The sequence below is a fragment of the Parapedobacter sp. 2B3 genome (assembly GCF_041925275.1).
GTDB lineage: Bacteria > Bacteroidota > Bacteroidia > Sphingobacteriales > Sphingobacteriaceae > Parapedobacter > Parapedobacter pyrenivorans_A.
In genome coordinates this window covers 85,227-105,932 of sequence record NZ_JBHEUZ010000004.1, presented here as the reverse complement: position 1 = coordinate 105,932, position 20,706 = coordinate 85,227, and the positions used below count along the sequence as shown (strand labels likewise).

15 protein-coding genes are annotated in these 20,706 nt (G+C 51.6%); 2 read left to right on the top strand and 13 right to left on the bottom strand.

The features are described from left to right. Nucleotides 1–79: 79 nt before the first annotated feature. Nucleotides 80–820, top strand: a complete 741-nt coding sequence (locus ACEVG1_RS06305) for a hypothetical protein (RefSeq protein WP_374742735.1) — start codon at nt 80–82, stop codon at nt 818–820. On the opposite strand, the gene priA is transcribed toward ACEVG1_RS06305, so the two are convergent. Both priA and ACEVG1_RS06295 read right to left on the bottom strand, forming a co-directional pair. After that, entirely contained in the window at nt 814–3,297 is a 2,484-nt protein-coding gene (priA, locus tag ACEVG1_RS06300) for a primosomal protein N' (RefSeq protein ID WP_374742734.1), read from the bottom strand. The two genes, ACEVG1_RS06305 and priA, sit on opposite strands and share 7 nt — an antisense overlap. A 27-nt stretch (nt 3,298–3,324) precedes the next feature. Then, nucleotides 3,325–3,714, bottom strand: a complete 390-nt coding sequence (locus ACEVG1_RS06295) for a DUF423 domain-containing protein (protein WP_374742732.1) — start codon at nt 3,712–3,714, stop codon at nt 3,325–3,327. A gap of 75 nt (nt 3,715–3,789) precedes the next feature. On the opposite strand from ACEVG1_RS06295, the gene ACEVG1_RS06290 reads away from it, so the two are divergent. Then, nucleotides 3,790–4,563 carry a hypothetical protein gene (locus ACEVG1_RS06290; protein ID WP_374742731.1) on the top strand — a complete coding sequence of 258 codons (774 nt, stop codon included), beginning with the start codon at nt 3,790–3,792 and terminating at the stop codon, nt 4,561–4,563. A gap of 70 nt (nt 4,564–4,633) precedes the next feature. On the opposite strand, the gene ACEVG1_RS06285 is transcribed toward ACEVG1_RS06290, so the two are convergent. From ACEVG1_RS06285 to ACEVG1_RS06235, 11 genes are all read right to left on the bottom strand, one after another. Next, nucleotides 4,634–5,041, bottom strand: a complete 408-nt coding sequence (locus ACEVG1_RS06285) for a VOC family protein (RefSeq protein ID WP_374742730.1) — start codon at nt 5,039–5,041, stop codon at nt 4,634–4,636. 145 nt (nt 5,042–5,186) lie between these two features. Then, complete coding sequence (locus tag ACEVG1_RS06280) at nt 5,187–5,972, bottom strand: carbon-nitrogen hydrolase family protein (protein WP_374742729.1); 786 nt, start codon at nt 5,970–5,972, stop codon at nt 5,187–5,189. Between the two features lie 7 nt (nt 5,973–5,979). Continuing rightward, the gene (locus ACEVG1_RS06275) at nt 5,980–7,188 is read right to left on the bottom strand and encodes an aminotransferase class V-fold PLP-dependent enzyme (protein ID WP_374742728.1); all 1,209 of its coding nucleotides are present in this window, start codon (nt 7,186–7,188) and stop codon (nt 5,980–5,982) included. Nucleotides 7,189–7,847: 659 nt separating this feature from the next. Beyond that, on the bottom strand, nt 7,848–8,216 hold the full coding sequence (locus ACEVG1_RS06270) for an ATP-binding protein (RefSeq protein WP_374742726.1): 369 nt from the start codon (nt 8,214–8,216) through the stop codon (nt 7,848–7,850). A gap of 333 nt (nt 8,217–8,549) precedes the next feature. Next, on the bottom strand, nt 8,550–10,148 hold the full coding sequence (locus ACEVG1_RS06265) for an alpha-L-arabinofuranosidase C-terminal domain-containing protein (protein WP_374742725.1): 1,599 nt from the start codon (nt 10,146–10,148) through the stop codon (nt 8,550–8,552). Between the two features lie 33 nt (nt 10,149–10,181). Then, nucleotides 10,182–11,447, bottom strand: coding sequence for a DUF4998 domain-containing protein (locus tag ACEVG1_RS06260; protein ID WP_374742724.1), 1,266 nt, complete (start codon nt 11,445–11,447; stop codon nt 10,182–10,184). 23 nt (nt 11,448–11,470) lie between these two features. Then, the gene (locus ACEVG1_RS06255; protein ID WP_374742723.1) at nt 11,471–12,685 is read right to left on the bottom strand and encodes a DUF5000 domain-containing lipoprotein; all 1,215 of its coding nucleotides are present in this window, start codon (nt 12,683–12,685) and stop codon (nt 11,471–11,473) included. Between the two features lie 36 nt (nt 12,686–12,721). Further along, nucleotides 12,722–14,605, bottom strand: a complete 1,884-nt coding sequence (locus ACEVG1_RS06250) for a RagB/SusD family nutrient uptake outer membrane protein (RefSeq protein WP_374742722.1) — start codon at nt 14,603–14,605, stop codon at nt 12,722–12,724. A 12-nt stretch (nt 14,606–14,617) separates the two neighbouring features. Then, nucleotides 14,618–17,815 carry a SusC/RagA family TonB-linked outer membrane protein gene (locus ACEVG1_RS06245; RefSeq protein ID WP_374742721.1) on the bottom strand — a complete coding sequence of 1,066 codons (3,198 nt, stop codon included), beginning with the start codon at nt 17,813–17,815 and terminating at the stop codon, nt 14,618–14,620. A gap of 37 nt (nt 17,816–17,852) precedes the next feature. Beyond that, entirely contained in the window at nt 17,853–19,118 is a 1,266-nt protein-coding gene (locus ACEVG1_RS06240) for an MFS transporter (RefSeq protein ID WP_374742720.1), read from the bottom strand. Next, on the bottom strand, nt 19,118–20,611 hold the full coding sequence (locus tag ACEVG1_RS06235) for an FAD-dependent oxidoreductase (protein ID WP_374742719.1): 1,494 nt from the start codon (nt 20,609–20,611) through the stop codon (nt 19,118–19,120). Before ACEVG1_RS06235 ends, ACEVG1_RS06240 begins: the two co-directional genes overlap by 1 nt. Between the last annotated feature and the right edge of the window lie 95 nt (nt 20,612–20,706).

The window sequence follows — 20,706 nt, the reverse complement described above, 5'->3', positions numbered from 1 at the left end:
GATTAGCCGAGATTACCGCAGCGGTGAATCGATACCCGATTTTATTTATTATTTTCGCCCAGTATAAACGAAACGACGAATGAGGTATTTACTTTTGGTTGTTCTGCTGTTTTTCGGAACGGTGCAATTGTCAGCCCAGGTGACGAACATCGATACCGTTCACTATCCCGATCCGATTATCCCGAAAAGCAATACGTACAATTTCAACACCGATTTCTGGTACACCATCGCCGTACGCGCGTACGCATACGAACAGTTTCCGCAATTGCTCAACCAGTCATCGGGACAGCAGCAATACCATACATCCTATCTGAACGGCCTTTTATTCAAAATAAACGACAACCAAATCAGTTACCGGCTCCAAGCCGCCCATTTCCGAAACGATATTGCGTTTGACAATGAGTGCGAAGGTTGCCTGCCACAGGTAAGCGGCAAACTCCGCAATACGGCGCTAAAAGTGGGCGTTGAAAAAAGTGTAAACTACTCCCGTGTCCAACCTTATTTCGGGGGCGATTTGGGTTTCATGTTCCAGCAACTCAACACACGTGGGTTTGGCAACGCTACCGTATTTGCCGAAGACACAAAAAACGCGCTGCTATTCTCGCCTTTCGTAGGTGCAAAAGTGTACGTGGTGCCAAGAGTCGCAGTAGGCATTGAGGCCAATTTCAATATTGCATATACCTACCAGAAGGTAAATAACTACAGCGACGACACCTTTACCGGCGCGCCCGACCAAGTGCGGCGGTACCGATGGGAATATTTCTTCGCCCCTGTTGCCGCCATTACGTTGCAATATAGCTTCGGGCTGATCAATCAATAAGGGTCTACATCCACCTGTACCCGCACGCCTCTATTGGCTTTGTCGGTTTCGAACCGCAGCAATGCTGCGGTGATTTGCTCCTTCACTTTTGCGATGCTGGTACCTGCGCGCTCGATTTTGAGTAGGATGCCGAAAATATAATAGTTGCGCACGCGCCCAACAAGCGGCACCTCCGGGCCGAACACCCGATGTCCCAGCACCTCCCGCAATTGCGTTGCCAGGCGGAGTGCGCCCTCGTGGGCCGCCTGCTGTTCCTTGTGTTTCACATCGATTTTAAACAGCCGGAAAAATGGCGGGTAGCCGAAGTTCTTCCGCTCCGCCACCTCGGCCATGAACATGCCTTCGTAGTCGTTGCCAATCACCTGCTGGATAACGCGGTGGCTGGGCGCATAGGATTGAACAACCACCTTGCCACTGCTGTTTCGCCGCCCGGCGCGCCCGCTTACTTGGGCCAGCAACGAAAATGCACGCTCATAGGCGCGGAAATCGGGATAATTGATAAGGCCATCGGCATTGATGATACCGATTACGCTGACCTTGCCAAAGTCGAGCCCTTTGGCTACCATTTGCGTACCCACCAACACATCGTACCGCTGCTCGTCAAACGCGGTGAGCACCCGCTCAAAACCATATTTACCCTTGGTAGAGTCGAGGTCGAGGCGGCCAACGCGCGCGTGGGGCAACAGCGTTTCCAATTCTTCTTCTATCCGTTCGGTGCCGAAGCCCTTGCTTTCGATATGGGTAGAGCCACAGGCCGGACAAACCTGCAAGGGTGCTTCCGTAAACCCACAGTAATGGCAATGCAGCTGGCTACTGCTCCGATGGTAGGTAAGGCTCACGTCGCAATGGATGCATTTGGCAATATAGCCGCAGGTTTTGCATTGCAACAACGGTGTATGCCCGCGCCTGTTCTGGAACAGGATTACCTGCTGCTTTTCCGCCAATGCCTTTTCCATCTCCTGCAGCAGGGTGGCGCTGAAATAGGAGAACATAGTGCCTTTACGGCTCTCCTCGCTGATATCTACGGTTATGATTTCGGGCAGCTTGGCATCGCCGTAGCGTTGGGCAAGCGTTACCAGCCCGTACTTACCCGCACGGGCATTGTAAAAGCTTTCCACAGCTGGTGTCGCCGAACCCAGCAATACCTTGGCCCCATGTAGGTGGCCCAGGTAAATCGCCGTATCGCGCGCGTGGTAGCGCGGTGCGGGATCGAACTGCTTGTAAGATGTTTCATGTTCTTCGTCGACCACGATCAACCCCAATGCCTGGAAGGGCAGGAAAACGGCAGAACGTGCCCCTACAATAACCTGGTACTCGTTGTTGAGCACTTTATGCCATACTTCGGCCCGCTCATTGTCGTTGAAACGCGAGTGGTATACCCCCAGCTTGTTGCCGAAGTGCTTGCGCAGCCGTTCGGTAATCTGCGTAGTCAGCGCGATCTCGGGCAATAGGTATAAGACGTGTTGGCCCCGGGCCACGGCCGCCTCCATCTGTCGGATGTACACCTGCGTCTTTCCCGAGGCGGTAACGCCATGCAGCAACACCACGTCCTTTTCGGCAAACTGCCGGTTGATGCCGTCGAATGCCGCCAACTGGGCCTCATTGAAAGCAAAGTCGCCCGTCACCTCCACATCCTCGCCGGCCAGCCGGCTTACTGCCCGCTCTTCGGTGAGGAAGACCCCCTTCTCGACTAATGCGGCAATAATGGCCGAACTGCAACCGCTAGCCTCCATGATGTCGGCCTTGGGCACGTCTGTCTGTTGGCGGCTTAGCTGGAGATAGGCCATCACGGCGTCCTGCTGTTTGGGTGCCTTAGCCAGCGAGTCGAGCAGCGTCTTACGGCCTATGCTGTCGGTATAATCGCTATGCAACCTTACAAACACCTTCATTTTAGGTGTATATTTCGGCATTACCTCTTCGGAAATCAAAATAAACCCCTTGTCGAGCAACCGCTTCAATAAGGGAAAAACACTTTTCTGCCCCAACAGCTTCACGATATCGCTCACCTTAAGTTCAGGCGAGACATCCAGCGCATCGAGGATAAGGTATTCCTTGTCGTTCAATTCCGAGCGGTCCGCGGCGACATCGGGCGCAGCGATAATACGGGTTTCGCTAGCCAGCTTCAGTGCGGCCGGCAAGGCGGCTTGCATCACTTCTCCAACCGTACACAGGTAATAGGATGCTATCCAATCCCATAACCGGAGCTGCGCACCTGCCACTATGGGTGAGTCATCGAGTATATCGAGGATGTATTTCGCTTCATATAACGAAGGGGAACGATCTACCACCCGGCTGACGATGGCGGAATAGACTTTGCTTTTGCCAAACTGCACGATGACGCGTTTGCCTACGGCGACATCGGCATTCCATTCGTACGGTACCCGATACGTGTAGGCCTTGGCGATAGCCAAAGGTAATATCACCTCGACGAACAGCGTGACACGTGCTTCTGTCTTCCCGTCAGTAAACTCCAGCATACAAAACTCAAAAAAACGGCAGGTGTGTTACCCTTTGTTCTTGATGGTGGCCACAAATAACCCTACCCACCCCAAGATGAAGCAAAGCCCCCCCACCGGTGTAACCGGCCCCAGCATGGCAGCAGCCCCAAAACCAGTGATCACACGGGTGCTCAGCACATACAACGAGCCCGAAAACAACAAAATCCCCAAGGTAAACGTAACAAAGGAAAACCGGATGTACGTGTTTTTCGCTCTCGAAAAGGTCGCCAGAAACAGCAAGGCCAATGTATGGTAAAACTGATAATCCACTGCGGTCTTCCAAGCGTCGAGGTCATCGTTGCTGATTTTATCTTCCAGACCGTGTGCACCAAAGGCACCCAGTACCACCGCCGCCAAGCCAAAGAATGAAGCGGTGAGAATAATTCTTTTATTCATCGGTATGTCAGTGATTTTTTCAGAGCCAACTTCTGATTGCAATATTTTGTCAAACATAATTATAATTGGGTTGATATGCAAGATTGGAAAATGGCACTTTTTGTATTAGGTTTGTGGGGGATGAGGAACTTAGTCATTGTCATATCGGTTGTATTTGTTGCGATCATTGCCGTTTCGTATTTCTACTTTTCCAATTTAGACGAAAAGGTACCGGCACAACTACACGAAACTGTTTCCGAGGAAGTTGGTCCGGAACCGGCGGAACCGCAGGCAAACAACGGGGCACTGTGGGCGTTCGACCTGAACGGGGGCGCCATTGGCAAGCCATCCGTACATCTATACAGCGATAGTACGCGCTTTATCCTCGTACAGGATGCCTACCACATCCTCCATGCCATTTCGCCCGACGGGCAGAAACTATGGAACGCCCAGTTGCCGGGGCCGATTGTGGACAGCATTTCGCAACTGGCCGACCACAGTTTGGTTTTCACCACCGCAGAACGGCTCTACCGCATCGATACAGCGGGAGATCCCCTGCCCGGTTTCTCGCTCACGCTTCCGCAACAGGCTACGGAAGGTGCAACGGCGACCAGCAATCAAGGAACCGTCCGCATCGAAGTTGCTACCAGCAGGCAAGTTTTATCATACGATGGGCGGGGAAAACTGCTGCGGCGGCAGGCCCGTAGCCGCAACGGCACGCCCGGCAACACAGACCACGTTGAACACACGCAGGCCAACCTGCCCCACGATTGTGACCCGCTGGCCTACATAGGTCCGTTGTACGACGATGGCGAGCGTTACCTGCTTTGCAGTAAGGGTAGCCAGAAGCTATATTGCTTCCGCTATTAGACCGCAACCATCGCTCATGCGATTGAGAATCTACTACCCGGATGAAATCGCCGCCGCCTTTGTCCGTATCTTACTGCATGGAATACAGCCCAAACGTGTTCCCTTCGGTATCGAGGCAGATGGCACAGAACCCGTATTCGCCGATGGAGAATTTGGATTTGTGCACTTTTCCGCCGGCCGTTTCCACCCGGCTTTCCTCCACGCTACAGTCCATACAGGGGAAATAGACGATGGTACTTGTGGAGGGGTTTCCGCCGCCGGTTCTTGCGCCCGCCATCTGTATAAGTGCGCCGCCCACGCCCATTTTTTCCGGATCCGGGTCGGCGGGAAAGGAGGACATTTTGAAATCGTTCGCCCCGCCGGGAACCGCCATATCCTGGAAGGTGATGCCTAACACGGCACTGTAGAAAGTTTTGGCCCTTTCCATGTCGTCCACATAGATTTCGAACCAGCAGATTGCATTGGGATTCTGACTCATTGCGCTGTTAGTTAACATTTGTGAATAATAAAGCCTAGCGGCATTGACCATTAGCCTAACAAAAATAGTATGTTGGTTGTTATTCCGTACAGGTGAATCGGGCCATATGACGGGGGATGCCGGGACAAAAACAGGGATCACTAGCCTACAGACCTATCGGCTTGAAGCGGTGGGCCAATAATCCGGTGGCTTTCCCCAGGTTGATGTCACTGACCGTAATCCCGGGTTCGCCATATTGCTGATGGACGAGGCACGTACCATCGGGGGCAATGATGGCAGATCCCGACTCCTGGTAGGTGGTAGCGTAGTTCACGCTGGCAAAATAAATCGTATTTTCCAATGCCCGCATTTGCATGGCCTTTTCATAATAGGGATTATCCTTATGGCCCCATTCCCGAAGGATGACACCCTCCTTATTCCCTCCCGAAAAATGCGGATGGAAAACCACTTTTGCACCCCGCCGTGCCGCCCAACGCACAGTTTCGGGATAGCGGAACCCTTCGTGGCAGATAGCGATGCCAAACACCAATCCTTCAACTTCGAATACCTGCCGCACATCACCCGGCCTCCATATTTCATCTTCGGAAGGATCCAGTTGCACCTTCGCCTGGTAGCCCAGTAGCTGTCCTTCTGCAGAAATGACCTGCGCTACGTTGTACACCTGGTCGCCGATGAACCAGTCCATGGGCAAGATGATAGCAATACGGTGCCTGGTGGCAATCGCCTGTGCCTGGGCCAATGACTCACTCAACGCTACGGGCATTCTATCGCTCGGCGGATAGCCCATACCCGGATACCCCGGCAGGAACGATTCTGGAAAACAAACGATGGTAGCGCCGTTGGTTTTGGCGGCCTCCGTAAGCTGATCCAACCACACGAATCTTTGTGCCTCTTCCGGGCAGATAGGTGGCGAAGCCAATGCAATTCTCATAGTATGTTTACCGGCTTCCATGTTGGTCGATTATAGCAGAAAGTTCGCGACATAAGAGGTCAATTTCGCCTTCCGTGTTGTAGTAATGAACCGATGCACGCACCATTGCCGTAATCCCGTTCTTTTCCATGTATATCGGTGTGGCCTGCGCACCGCCCACAGACACGTTGATGCAACGCATTTCCAGCTCGGTTTTAATCACAGAACTCTCGATGCCCTCCACCGAAAAGGTGACAATGCCGCTCAACCGATCGCCGGTATCGTGGACCGCTATACCCGGAGTTCCTGAAAGCCGGTACCGTAACACCTGTGAAAGATGCTTGATTCGTCCCCAGATGCGGTCTATCCCGATATCGAGGGCATACTCCACTGCCCTGCCCAGTCCAAGGGTAAGGGCACGGCTCTTTTCGTAAAGTTCAAACCGACGGGCATCCGGTCGCAGCGTATAACCCGTTAACGAGACATTCCCCGCGGAAACGAAATCCATCAATACCGGCTTCAACCTCTCCAAACTGGACTTCCTTACATATAGGAAACCTGTCCCCCTGGGTGCACGCAGGTACTTACGCCCAGTTGCCGATAGCATGTCGCATTTAATCTGCTTCACATCAAGCGGCATTTGCCCCACGCTTTGGCAGGCATCGAGCAGATACAGTATCCCCTGCCTTTCCGCAACTTCCCCGATCTGTTCGACGGGAAGCACACTTCCCCCGGATGATGCCACATGGGTGACAGCGATCAGCTTCGTCCGGGCCGTGATAGCCTTCTCCAGCTCTTCCACGGAAAAATTACCTTTGTTGTCATTGGCAACCACCTTGATTTTCAGGTTGGCTACCTTTTGGATATCAACCAACCCGATCAGATTGGTCACATACTCCATCTCACTGGTAATAATCTCATCACCTTCCTCAAAACCAAGGCCCTTGAAGGCGGTCCCCCAAGCGGCACTGGCATTTTCAAATAAAGCAATCTCCTCGTGCGACGCATTGATCAATTGGGCAATACCCTCATAGACGCGGTTGATCCGGTCGTGATACTTGGTCTCGGTTTCGTACCCCCCGATAAGCGATTCCTCCCGCAGATAATCCACTACCGTATCCACCACCACATTCGGTGGAAGTGAGGCACCCGCATTATTAAAATGGAGCCGCCTGGCGCATCCGTTGGTTTCCGCGCGAAGCCTGTTGACTTCTTCTTTATGTAATTCCCCTTCCATACAACGTCGTTAAATCTACGTTTATCCTTTGGGTTCTCCTTCTTTTCACCGTCTGAAATTGTAAACGGCAGGTCATAAACGCAAGACAGCCGATTATTATTTATAATTATTATAAATAATTACGACTTTTGTGGTATTGCAAAATTAAAAATAAACGCAATATCTATAAAGACCTGCATGCCTGTCCCATTATCAGGGACAGGTATGACAGGCGCCACGGAGTTCTTTACAAAGTGGAAAAACCATACGTACTGACCTCTTTCCACCGAATTATATTCCCCACATAACCATCTGGCCTGCAACAGCAAATGGGGTCGTTTCGAAATTGGCAGAAAGGGGTCGATCAGTCGTGGTTTGTCCAACTTAAGGATATATATTCGCCTTTTTTTAATTCGAACGGGAATTTGAATACTTCAATTCCCTGCATTTTGAAGATGTTTTTTACATCTTCATTGTCAAATTCATAATTGTTATTCAATCCCTGCCCAAAGCAATGACTGAACGCAAGAAATGAAGTTACCAGTATAAATATCACTTTCTTCATCGTTGTCCTGTTTTTTATCAATTGTCCGTTTTCTGAATTCAAAAAACCATTATCTAAATAGCCTCTAAGAGATGTAAAAAGGCCATTCCTCTTTCCGTTATGCGATATTTTTACTTCAAACTTTGAGGTATATTGGGAATAGTCCATTTCCCCATTGATCCATAAGCCCCACTCTCTCGAATATCGGGGCTATTACTTTGTTCCGAATATCGGATTGGTGCACTTTTAGCTCATCGAGATCAATGGAAGGCAGCAACTTACCAGGACTGGTAATCTCCATCATGTCGTCAAAGATGGCCACTTTGATATTCTCCGGCACACCAATCGGCTTCCTCGAGCTATCCTGAACACCAATAATCAACTCCCCTCCCGCATCATTAGCAAAAGCAACGATAGTTTTGGCAAGTTCCATAGGTTTGGGCAACTGTTGTTTTAATTCTAAACGCCTGCTTTCGGATTGGTTAACCAATAATCGTAGGTTCATGGAATAAAGTTAAGGAAAAAATCAACATCATTGACAATCCAAATCGGGTATCTTTGGAAATTGTAATCTCCCCTAAAAACAGCTACACGATTAATTGGACAAACCGAGGTTAGTTCCTATTTCAAAACCGTATTGCTGGTAGTTGATAAGCTTCCTTCAGATTATCTGCGATGGGCCCTTCGGAGTTCCACCTCACGATGGACACCCTTGCCCTTGGCTAACACTTCCTACTGCCATGCGTGTTCGGGACTTACGCCCTAGAGTTATCACCCGTGCCGGGCGCACCAAGAGAGCCCCGCCTCTTTTTAAACGAGACGGGGCTCGGAAAAGTCTTTAACGAACCGTTACCAACTTAACAATATACAAGCCGCAAGCAGGTATTTCAACGGTAACTTTGCCTCTCTTGGATTTGACGGGCTGAACCACAGGCAGGATTTCCGTTCGATTTTCTTCGCTGTTTTTCGCATTGATATCCGGATGGCCCAAAGTCCAAACGGACTCACCAGTGTATCCTGCCGGTATCGCTACCTCCACTTCGTGCTTGGCATCGGGTGATCGGTTGACGAGGGACACATAGATATTGCCGTCCTCATTTTGGACAGCCGCAGCATCCACGTATGGAAGCGATTCGACTACGAATCCGGCTTCTCCGCTGTCCCCATCAATTGTGGGTTTGATGGCATCGGTGGCCATGGATGGACCGCGGACGCTAGCGTGGAGTCTATTGCCAATCATTTGTGCACGAAACTGCTTGAATACGTGGTAAATCGGTGTTTGGTAGGCGTCTGTATTGCCAACTGTCCGGAGCAGTCCGTGAGCATTGACGGGGAAGATGTAATTGGCCATACCTACGTGGGCACTTTGCCGGATGAATGCATTCAGCATGCCGCTTACTACGGCTACGTCAAACAGCCGCCGGGGCGAGTGTCGTGAAAACACAAAGTGCTCGCCCTGATTGATGGAATGGCGGTTATTCCATTCGTCCACGCTGAGCCGTATAGGGTGGTCGGTTCGTCCAAGCTGCTTATTCATGGTCTCCAGCTGGGCACCGAGTTGTACGAGATGGGCTTCCATTTTGGCGGGCGCAAACAAGGTGCTCACTGGGTTCTGAATTTCTCCATCCTTAACCCTTGAGGTAACGTAATAATGTTGTGTGAGGAAATCAATCAAATGCCCATTTGCCTCTAGAACGGTTTGGTTCCATCTTAAGGTCTGTCCGACACCTAATAGCTGGAGTTCGGGATATCGCTCCTTGATGGCCGCCGCCCATACGGCTAATTTCTTGGCATACGTTGTGTCAGCCTCCTTGGTATGCCTACCCCACGGGCCATAATTTTCATTCCCAATGCACCAGTACTTGACGTGATACGGTGCGGCGTGTCCGTGGTGTGCCCTAAGTTTTCCCATTTTCGTTGAAGGGTCGCCATTGACATACTCAATCCACTCAAGTGCTTCCCAAAGCGAGCCGGCATACGCTGGGTCGTTACCCATGTTGAAATTGATATAAGGTTCGGTGCCAATACGCTTGCACCACTGCAGGAATTCGTCGGTACCGAACTGGTAGTTTTCCACGCCCTTCCAGCTATGCGTAGTCACGGTAGGCCGTAAGGGTTTGGGCCCGATGCCATCGCGCCACCGGTATTCATGAACCACCGTGCCGCCCGGCCACCGCATCACCGGGATATCGAGGTCGCGCAAAGGAGGGATCAGGTGGTCACGTACATCCCCCGCTAGATCGACCACCCCTCCGTAAATCATGCTGTCGTTGACATTCTCCAACATCTGGCCGTAAATCATGGGATCTACCTGCACAGGTGTAGGTGGGATATCGATGTGGACGGTGGTGACCTGGGCTTGCGCCTGGAAACCTGCAATCAGCAGTATAGAGGCGAGACAAAATGTTGGATAGTTAAATGCTTTTATGATATTCATTGCTATTCGTTAATATGTGATAATATGAAATGCCTAAAACCCCCAATAGTCTCCCCAAATGCTGATTTCAGCCATGTGCATAAAGTCTGTATCTGCCCAGGTTTCCAACACTTTCACCCGGAGATACCTGATGGCCGGAACGTCGTCGGGAAACTCGTAACGCTCGCCCGCTGCGGCATAAGCGATATCCTCGGCCGAGTTTTCGCCAAGCGGCAAACCGGAAGGTTTTATTGATGTACACGTAAGCAGTTTTGTCCAGCCTGAATAGCTCCCGTCCGGGTCGGGAGCTGTTGCACCCCAGATTTCATACCGTTTCAAGTTTCCGTTGGCGTAAACGATGCTGTGCTCGGTGATGACGCCCCGTTGCCAGAATGCGAGTTTTGTGGGTTTAACATCTACCCCCAGATCAAACTGGAAGTGGTGGGGTTTGCCGCTGCCATTCTCGGTACGGAACCAAGCTCTTTCGGGTGGCCAACCGGCCAGTACGCCGCTCCATAGGTTGGAGAGGGTATTGCCTGGTGAGTTCCAAGCCAAAGGATCCCCGGGGAGCGCGTATTCAGCAAACCGACTCTTGTCCAGTTCCTTATCTTGGAAATGCGTTAGGGGTAATATTAGTTCCACAAACGCGGAATAGAACGTGTCTAACGAGTGGGGCGCTGGCAAGAAGCGTTCGCGGTAACGAACGGTGCTCCCTATCCGGTAATCCGTCAGCCTGCTGTCGGCGTTTTCATCGCCCAGCTCCAGACGATGGGTTTTTTCGGCACTGTCTTCATAAAAAAGTTCGCCACCGACGGAGTTATTACTACCCAAAGGCCATCCAAGGGTTACGTTGCCGCTGGTATAGGACATGGAGCCGATGCGTTTGGCCTGCAGCTGACTTTCATAAACTGCACCATATGCCCGGCCCTGACCTTGGGAGACCAGTGATGTATTCCCGTGCGCATCGACCGTTACGAGGTCAAACGTATGCATCCCCTCCGCCAGCTGATCGATAGTCGCCTCGCCCCACCCGGTGCCGCGATTAACTGGGATGGCTACTTGGGTGGAATCGCGCTTGTTGTTCCAATAGATTTTCACGTGGGTAGCTTTCGGGTCCAATGGTGCTTTCCATTGCACTTTTACCCGGTTTTTACCCGGCACTACATGAATCGAATCCACCTGTCCGATATAGATTTTTACGCCCTGCTGCAAAAATTCCTGATACACCGCGTCCTGTTTTCGACAGCCGGTTACGCCGACCAAAAGGGTAACTAAAATACACAGCGACATGGCAACGCGGTGATAAGCATCATATTTCATAATTCGTTGGCTTAAATGATTCATTACTTTTCTACACTACCGAAAAAGGTGACCTCGCTGATGTGGCTGAAATCTGTCTTCGCCCAGGTTTCTAGGATCTTTATCCGGATAAACCGCACAGGAGGGGCGTCTAAGGGTATTTTAAACTCTTGGCCCGCTTGTGCGGCGGCGATGTCTTCGTTCGAATTACTGCCCAATGGCAGATTCGAAGGCTTCACGTTTTCGCAATCCAATAGCTTTACCCAGCCATTGTAACTGCCGTCCGGCGCGGGGTCGGTAGAGCCCCAAACCTCCCATCGTCTTGGATTCCCGTTGGCGTAAAGCAAGCTATGTTCTGAAATGACGCCACGCTGCCATTGTTGGTACCTGCTGAGCTTGGATACGACGCCTAGATCAAATGTGAAATGGTGCACAAGTCCTGCCCCGTTCGCCGTTCGGAACCAGGCCTGTTGCCCCACATAATTTCCGTCGCTGAGATTCTCTGTCCACAGGTTGGTCATCGGACCGTATGACCACCACTCGGGCTCGCCGGGCAATGAGGTGACTGGTGAAAATTTGCTTTTATCGAGCTTCTGCTCAAACAGCGGTGTCAACGTCATGGCCAACGTGTCGCTCACGTTACCCCAGCGATCCCTGACAAAGGCCTTAAATATGCGCGCGGTGGTGTCCAGTCCACGAAATGCTAAGTCACCACTGCGTTGCTTAGTATAAAAGACCTCCGACACTTCCACGCCGTTCGTGCTTTGATCGGATGTCAGCAGCGTGATGGCGACCTCAGCTTCACGGCTGTTGGAAAAATTAACCATAATCCCGCCAAAGTCCGCCGCCATTTGGAAGGATTCGAAGATGTCCCAGATAGGTGGTGGTAGTGGCTTTATGTGAATGGATTGCGATTCCGAACGCCTTTCACTTTTGCTTACTGACGATAGCTGTATCACGTAATTGGTGGTATCGCCAAACCCATACAGCAACAGGGAATCGCCATAATGGCTTGCCTTTACACTTTGCCATTCGCCCGATTTCAGCTGGTAGCGCGCTTCTACGTAATGAAGTACGGGGTCTGCTGGAACATCGTATGTAATCTTAGCACCTCCGGGTAAAGGGGTCACTTGGATGTTGATAACCTGTTGGGGTATCCTGTTGTCATCCACGATCGGGGCCAACTTGTCTTCCGAGCAGGCGGATAGACCTAAACAAGTGCCCAGCAGCAATATGAGGATGTTTTTTATTGTATTCATAACCATATTTTTTATTGACTCTTTCGTTCACATTACTTACCATCCGGGGTTCTGTACCAGATTGGGGTTCACCAATAGCGATTGCTCCCGGATGGGCCACAGGTAGTCTTTGCTAACGAAGGACTGGTTGAATAGTATTCGGGGCCGGTAGTAAGCCTCTGGCTCTGACTGGGTAATGTCCCATCCAGTAATCGGCTTATTGAGTTCCTCCTCGGCCTTTTTCCATCGCCGTAGATCCCAGAATCGATGTCCTTCAAACGCCAGCTCAATCAACCGTTCTTGCTGGATAATCTCGCGCAGCCCGTCTTGGCTGTTGAATTTATCGGCCCTTACGGAGTGGTTTTCCCACGCCGTTTTCACTCCCGGTAATCCGGCGCGTTCCCTTACTAAGTCGATCCATTTGAGGGCTTCTGCTTGCATTCCACCAACTTCATTCAGGGCTTCTGCATACAGCAGATAGAGATCAGACATGCGGACAATCGGGAAGGGGTAGTTTTGGATGGTATACCCGTTAGTCGACGCTACGTTACGGAAGTTGACCATTTTCTTGGGCCAATAGCCGGTGGCGGAATGTTTGTAGACATGTCCCGCCGCAATACCACCGGCCTTGGCATCGACGTAGAAATTGTCATCTTCGTTGAAGCGCCCTTGCCCATACCATCGGCCCCCATCAAACGCGAGTGATGCGTAAAAGCGGGGCTCCCGATCAAAATGGAGGTTAATTGACTCAACCCCTTCCCTAATGTATAACCGGTCTTCTGAGGCTGCCTTGCGTAGGTTGTATCGGTTGGTATAGTTGAAATCGATGTCTTCTTCGATGGGTACCCCGTTTTTGCTGTAAAACAATTCGGCCATTTTGATGGGCGGCGCTAGGGTAGACTCGGTTGCATTGAGGTGTGCCTCTGAAGAAAAAAACCGCGGCTGTGCCCTCGATTGGATTTCGTGCACCCTGCTATTGGCATTCCCCCATATGATTTCGGGGTTCCACCGCTCGCTCAGTGCGGCGCGGATGTTGAGTTCGTGCCTCGTAACGTCTGAGATTCCGGCCTCCAGGAATGCATCGTTGAAATAATACAGTGCGTGCCCAGCGTCATGAGCGGCTTCAATTGCTTCCTTGCAGGCCGATGCTGCACGTTCCCATTTTGAGGGATCATAGGTGGCGGAAAAAAGCGGATCACCTTGTTTTGAGGTAAAGTTTTCGTACGCCCAGTTGCCATTAAACAGCGGGCTCGCTGCCATAACTAGTACGCGCGCTTTAATAGCCAATGCCGCCGATTTAGTAACCCGCCCCATCTCTTCAACCTGGAATTCGATGCGCATAGGTAGGTCTTCGATGGCCTCATCGATCAACTGTACAATGAAGTCGACGCACTCATCAAAAGGTCGTCTGGTTACCTTTACTTCCTCGGTGTTGGCCGATACCGGCAGGTTCTTGTCGATCAATGGGATGGGGCCGTACATCCGTAACAACCAAAAGTGGTAGTAAGCCTTCAGGAACTTCGCTTCGGCAGCCCACCGGCGCTTCTCGAAGTCGTCCATATCGGGTACATCTTGGATATTCTCCAGGAAAATATTGCACTCCCGGATACCGCGGTAGTTTGCGCGACCGCCGTTGAGGCCATCCCAGAAATTCATGTAAGGGTTTACGACGTTCTGCCCGCCACGGGCAATGTTCCAGACGCTAACCCCTTCAATGCTTTCGTAAAACCAGATCTCATCGCCACCCGCAAGTGCCGGTGTGCCTGTGTAAATGGAGGCATCGAGCGGCACGTAGGAATAGCAGGTGAAGAGGTACCGCTCGGCGGTAGACCGGAGGGCGAACGCGTTGTCTAACGTCGCTACATTATCCGGCACTACGTCCAGATAACTGCATCCGTTTATTGTAATCAGGCAGCAAAGTGCCAGCATAAATTTTTTCATGATGTATAGCTGTTAGAGTGATACCATTATGCCCATATTGAAGACCCGCTGGATAGGGTATCCCAGCCCATCTCCAGCCATCTCGACATCCCAATGCTTAAACTTGCTCCACAGCAGCAAGTTGGTTCCGCTGGCATATATTCGGAGGTTGTCAATGCCAAGTCGTTTGGCTGTGTCCTTGGGTCGGACCGTATAACCGATTTCGGCAGACTTCAACCTCAAAAAGGTGCCGTCTTGCATAAACCAGGTGCTCCGCACCATATTATTGTCGCTCTCCTGTGTGGACAACCGTGGCCATAGGGCATACGAATTGCGGTTGTTTTCAGACCAGTAGTTGTCTGCATAGGCCTTAAGCAGCTGCTTGTGCCCAATAAACGGTGCCGTCGCCTGGGGGTCTATCCAGAATGATTCCTGGGCGAGTCCTTGAAAGAAACACGATACATCAAACCGCTTATATCCCAGCGAAAATCCGAATCCGTAAACGATTTCAGGGACCGTGGGATTACCTATGGGTACTTGGTCTAAGGTAGTGATTTGCCCATCTCCACTGATGTCGAGGTACTTGATGTCCCCGGCGGCGTATTGGCCCAAATGCTGTCTTGGCGAATTCTTCACTTCATTATCGTCGACAAAAAGGTGGTCCGCGATATACCCCCACTGCTGTGAGAGACCGTAACCCACCCGCGATAAATAAGGCTGGCCGGGGTACTGTGGTTCTTCAAAAACCAGGTATTTGTTCGTCGCGTAGGTGAAATTACCCCGTGTTGACAACCAGAAATCCGGCCCGAAGCTGTGGCGATAGTCTACCGAAAGGTCCATTCCTTTGCTTGAAGCTTCACCCACATTGGCCCGGACGGCCGATGAAAGGCCCATCGTTGTGGGAACGGATTCGCGAGTCATGAGGATATTGGTCCGTTTTTCCGTGAAGAAATCGGCTTGAATATCAATCTTGTTCAACAGACCCAGCTCAATGCCCAGATTAAGTTTTTCGGCAATCTCCCAAGTGATATCGGGATTGTCATACCTGGAAATCGAGATTCCGTCCCGGTAGTATTCGTAATCTGAACCGAAACTGGCCCCTCGGGCCGCGTCCCTCATGTTGAGGTTGGAGAGGTAAAAAAAACGGTCTGCGGGGCTGCCTATAGCGTCATTGCCGACATAACCGTATGTTGCACGGATCTTCAGCATGTTGAATGTCGGCTTAATCGGACTCCAGAATTTTTCATTTGAGATGTTCCAGGCGATACCGGCAGAAGGGAAAAATCCGAACCGATGTTTTTCATGGAACCGCTCGGACCCGTTGTAGCCGAAATTAAACTCACCGAAATACCGACTGTCGTACGAATAGGTGAACCGGCCCGATAAGCCCAAGTTTTTCGACGGAAGCGACTGTTGCAGGTCGTCAGCATCGGCATCCAAACTTTGGCGCATGATATACACCAGCATCGAGCTCACACCGTGTTTCTCATTAAATGTTTTCTGGTAGTCGATTGCCGATTCCAAGTAGAAGGTCGACGATATGATTTTATCGCCCAGTGTGTAGTCGAGGTATTCTGTACCGGTATTTTCGTTCAGGGCAGACAGCCGGTAGTCGCCGGGTGAGCTGAAGAAAGGATCTGCGGTATAGAAGAAAGGAAGGTAGGAACGCGTCACATCGAAGTATGATCGCCGGTTGGTGCTTCCAAGCGCCCGGAATGACAGACCGGGCGTTAGGAACTGAAGGTCCTGCTTGATCTCAAACTGGGCCATCATCAGTGATCGAGAGTAGTCCCTATACCCACGCACCATATCTGCGTATGGATTGATGTAATCGTTGGAAAGGCTTGTGTTTCCGAAAAGGATATGGTCGATGTATTGGTATTCTTCTGAAACGGGGTAGTATGCCGGGAACAGTGCTGGATTGGACCGCATCACTTTGTTATACATGCCCGTTCCGCCATCAATGGGACCTGTATAATCGTCAAACGATCCGTAAAGTCTTACACCCACTTCGAGGGACTTTGTGATGTTTACATTGATATTTGACCGAATCAAGTAGCTTTTTAAATCGATATTGGTGTTGAAATTATTGCGGTTGTCTACCTTCAGCATCCCATTGTCTTGGTTATAGGTTCCTGCAAAATAATACCGTGCCACGGCTCCGCCGCCACTAACATTGAAATTGGCTCGTTGATTCATGGTGTAGTCTTTGAACAGCATCTTACGCCAATCGTTGGCGGGATACAGGTACGGGTCGCCACCAGCCTCGGTAGCGTCGATTTTCTTTTGCTGGTATGGTAGTCTGCCAAGGGGATCTCTCGTAAGAATGGCTTCGTTATGCAACTTCATATAGGTCACAGGGTCGGCCAGTTGGACATTGGTCGTTGGAGCCGAGAATGAGTTCTCCACGCGCACCGATACTTTTGCCTTTCCTTCCTTTCCTTCTTTGGTAGCAACCAGGATTACGCCGTTTGCACCCCGCGCACCGTATAAGGCCGTCGCTGTGGCATCTTTGAGGATTGAAAAACTCTCTATGTCGTCGGGCTGGAGCCGGGCCAAGTCCAACGTGGTGAGTTCCACCCCGTCAATGAGGATTAAAGGGTCTACTTTATAGCCGAAAGTGGTAACCCCTCGGATAAAGAAGCTGGCATTGTCTTCACCTGGTTCCCCGCTGCGCTGGTAAGCGATCATGCCGGCAATCTGGCCGGCAAACGCGGTGGTGAGGTTACTGCCCGGAATTTTCAGGTCACCAGGTTTCACGGAAGTCACTGAACCGACAAGGTCCGTCTTTTTCTGCCGGCTGAAGGCTACAACCACCACATCGTCCATCACCGTAGATGATGGTATCAGGCGGACCTCAATACGCGTCCTGCCCTTTACGTTCTCTTCATGCGGTTCGTATCCGACGGAAGAAAACATCAACACCCCCTGATTGGCGGGAAGGTCGAGGATGAACCGGCCATTCTCATCGGTGGAGGTAGCCGTGGACGGCGATCCCTTTAGCACAATCGAGACCCCCGCCAAGGGAACACCGGAAGTATCCAGTACTGTGCCGCTGATCTCATGGTCTAGCAACGATCGGATACCCGTTCCATGGGCTGTGGGCGATGGGTGCGAAGATGCCCCTGCGGCAAGCACCGGAAGACCTGCGCAGATGACGAATAAAAATACTTGCAGGGATATGGGTATATCCCAGAGAAGTAAAATTGGTTTAAACGTAGCTTTTTTCATAATTGTTATTGGTTTTGATTAAATTGATATCATTCCCTTAGTCTTCCAAGGAAACGAGGTGACCCAGCTTGCCGGTCATAACATGAACACACAAGAACGTGAATAAGTAGGCTGCCCCAATGGCGATGAATATAGGCACGTAAGAGAAGTGCAGCACAGTCCACCCGACGGACAATTGCGATAGGATACCCGCAATGCCGCCCAAAGTACCACCGATACCGGTTAATGTGCCCTGCACCTGTTTCGGGAATACTTCCGCTGGAATGGTGATGTTGCCCCACAGCCCGTGCCCCAGCATGATACCGGCGATAGCCAGCAACGCCATAGCGGCGTTGCCGGCGTTGAACAACGCTGCGCAGCATGCCGGGATGAGCAGCGAGGCAGCGAGCATAACGGTTTTTCGCGCGCGGTTGAGCGACCAGCCGGCCCGGTTGATGAGCCACCGTGGGATAATCCCGCCAAGCAACGTGCCCACTGCCAGCACAACAAAGGGTATCCATGCAAAATAACCCATCTGGTCGAGCGAGAGCCCCTGCTGCTCTTGCAGGTATTTCGGTATCCAGAAAATCAAGAAATAGGTGATTGGGTCAATGAATATGCGTGCACACAGGCAGCCCCACGCCTGACGCATGCGTAGCAGCCGCAAGAGGCCGACTTTCCGCTTGGGCTGTTCGTCGTCCGGGAGCTGGTCTTCGAGGATCAATCCACGCTCAGCCTGGCTGACGCGTGGATGGTCTTGTGGCAGGTAATAGTGGCGCTGCCAGAAAAATAACCAGATAAAGCCCAGCAGGCCGGTTACCACAAACGCGGCCTGCCAATTGAATTGGATGGCGATGACCGAGACCAGAGGGATTGCAATGGCTGCTCCTGCCGAAGAGCCTGCATTCAGCATGCCGATTGCCAATGCCCTTTCGCGCAGGGGGAACCATTCCGAAGCGGCCTTCACCCCGGCCGGAAAGTTGGCTGATTCGGCGATGCCCAACAGAAACCGGAATGCCGAAAATTGCATGGCAGTTTTTGCGAAAGCATGGAGAATGTTGGCAATAGACCAACCACTTACTGCCCAGAGGAAGCTCTTGCGTGTGCCCAGGCGATCTACCAGCACCCCACTCACGGCATACATCACTGTGTAGCTGAGCAAAAAGGAAGAAGTAATAAATGCGTAATCGACATCATCGAGCCCCAGCTCGGCTTGGATGGTGGGGGCGAGTACCGAGAGTACCTGCCGGTCGAGGTAATTAAGCGCCGATGCGAAGAAGAGCATCAACGCCACCGTCCATCGGATATTTCCATGCTTGGCCATTAACCGTGTGTTTTGTCTTTGAATGGATTGTGGTGTGACGCCGTGGCGCCGGAGCCCTCGCCTTTGTCCAACACCAAGCCCGGATCGGCAGGTTGGTCATCGGGCATACCGAGCAGGTATTGCCCTTGGGCAATCAGCTGCGCCCTGATTTTGGCCACTTCTACCTGTCGGATATCCCCCCCCTGTTTCGCCAGCATAGCTGCCGCCAAGCCGGCACCTTGGCCGATGGCCATGCAGGTAGCCATCACACGCGATGAGCCAAAGGCCGCGTGAGTTGCCGAAATGCTACGCCCTGCAACCAGTACGTTATCCAGCCCTTGGGGAAGCAAAGTGCGGTATGGTACTTCATACACTGCCTTGCCCGAGCCGGTGAACACCTGCTGTTCACCTTCGGGCGGATGGATGTCGATGGCGAAGGTGCCGCAAGCAATGCCATCTTCAAATGCGCGGTTGGCCAGCACGTCGTCTTCGGTGAGTTGATAGTCGCCACGGATATGACGGGTTTCGCGTACGCCGACCTGCGCACCGGTGTCTACGATATACGAGGTCTCAAAACCGCCGACGTTGTGTTGCAGAAACTTATGAATCTGCCAGGCCTGTACACGCGTTTCCACTTCGGCGCGGGTGAGGTCTGCCGCGTTGGTGCCGTCGATACCTTGCAGCCGCGTGGCATTTACCGCTATCTGCCCTTCTTGAGGAAGCTGGTAAAACAGGATACGTGGCGCAGCGTCCTTGGGAAATTCGCCCGTTTCCATCCCCTTCTTCACCAACTCCTTCAAGCCAAGGAAGGCGATGGCCTTGCTCGAGTCGATTTCCGCGTCAGTAGGCGAGTCTTTGAGTAGATCGCGGTTTCTTTTCATCCATTCGCGGAGCGCGTCCATCTGGATACCGCCGATTCGGAAAAATAGTGTTACCGGCTGCATCGCACCATCGCCTTCCCGTCCTTTGATAAATGGGGCTCCGCCCGATGCGGCGATATCGGCATCGGCCGAACAATCGATGATGTATCGGGGAACGATGGCCTGCCTGCCTGATTTGTTTTCGATAATAACGGACGAAATGCGACCGCCCTCCCGGGTAACCCCCACTGCCCAGGTATGGAGCAGCAGCTCAACGTCGGCTTCCTGGACCATCTCGAACAGGAGATACTTCATGCCTTCGGGGTCGAAAGGGGTCATTGAGGCATTGTCAAATGTGAGATCGGACACGTGACCTTGTGAGGATTTCATCGATACCAAGCGATTAACTAGCTCACCTGCAATGCCACGGATCACCTGTTTGCCTTTCACATCATGGAAGGTAAACATGGGATTGACCATGGCGATGGTCAAGTTGCCACCTAGGAATCCGTACCGTTCCATCAACATTACCTTAACCCCATTTCGAGCTGCAGATATGGCCGCGCCGATACCGGCAGGTCCGGCACCCACGACCAATACTTCGGGTGTTGCAAATACAGGCAATTCTCTCGCTTCTTCTTTAATATACTGCATAAAATTTATTAAAATATAGTGTCTGTTAAGTGCATGTTTATCCAGATTTAAGTCGTATACGATTTATAAATTAAGTTTATAAAAGTTGCATTAGT

What these genes read in the sequence shown, in the direction of transcription:
- ACEVG1_RS06255 (WP_374742723.1), bottom strand. Translation starts at nt 12,685, where the DNA reads ATGAATACAATAAAAAACATCCTCATATTGCTGCTGGGCACTTGTTTA.
- ACEVG1_RS06265 (WP_374742725.1), bottom strand. Translation starts at nt 10,148, where the DNA reads ATGAATATCATAAAAGCATTTAACTATCCAACATTTTGTCTCGCCTCT.
- ACEVG1_RS06235 (WP_374742719.1), bottom strand. Translation starts at nt 20,611, where the DNA reads ATGCAGTATATTAAAGAAGAAGCGAGAGAATTGCCTGTATTTGCAACA.
- ACEVG1_RS06240 (WP_374742720.1), bottom strand. Translation starts at nt 19,118, where the DNA reads ATGGCCAAGCATGGAAATATCCGATGGACGGTGGCGTTGATGCTCTTC.
- ACEVG1_RS06270 (WP_374742726.1), bottom strand. Translation starts at nt 8,216, where the DNA reads ATGAACCTACGATTATTGGTTAACCAATCCGAAAGCAGGCGTTTAGAA.
- ACEVG1_RS06250 (WP_374742722.1), bottom strand. Translation starts at nt 14,605, where the DNA reads ATGAAAAAATTTATGCTGGCACTTTGCTGCCTGATTACAATAAACGGA.
- ACEVG1_RS06260 (WP_374742724.1), bottom strand. Translation starts at nt 11,447, where the DNA reads ATGAAATATGATGCTTATCACCGCGTTGCCATGTCGCTGTGTATTTTA.
- priA (WP_374742734.1), bottom strand. Translation starts at nt 3,297, where the DNA reads ATGCTGGAGTTTACTGACGGGAAGACAGAAGCACGTGTCACGCTGTTC.
- ACEVG1_RS06295 (WP_374742732.1), bottom strand. Translation starts at nt 3,714, where the DNA reads ATGAATAAAAGAATTATTCTCACCGCTTCATTCTTTGGCTTGGCGGCG.
- ACEVG1_RS06245 (WP_374742721.1), bottom strand. Translation starts at nt 17,815, where the DNA reads ATGAAAAAAGCTACGTTTAAACCAATTTTACTTCTCTGGGATATACCC.
- ACEVG1_RS06275 (WP_374742728.1), bottom strand. Translation starts at nt 7,188, where the DNA reads ATGGAAGGGGAATTACATAAAGAAGAAGTCAACAGGCTTCGCGCGGAA.
- ACEVG1_RS06305 (WP_374742735.1), top strand. Translation starts at nt 80, where the DNA reads ATGAGGTATTTACTTTTGGTTGTTCTGCTGTTTTTCGGAACGGTGCAA.
- ACEVG1_RS06290 (WP_374742731.1), top strand. Translation starts at nt 3,790, where the DNA reads ATGCAAGATTGGAAAATGGCACTTTTTGTATTAGGTTTGTGGGGGATG.
- ACEVG1_RS06280 (WP_374742729.1), bottom strand. Translation starts at nt 5,972, where the DNA reads ATGAGAATTGCATTGGCTTCGCCACCTATCTGCCCGGAAGAGGCACAA.
- ACEVG1_RS06285 (WP_374742730.1), bottom strand. Translation starts at nt 5,041, where the DNA reads ATGAGTCAGAATCCCAATGCAATCTGCTGGTTCGAAATCTATGTGGAC.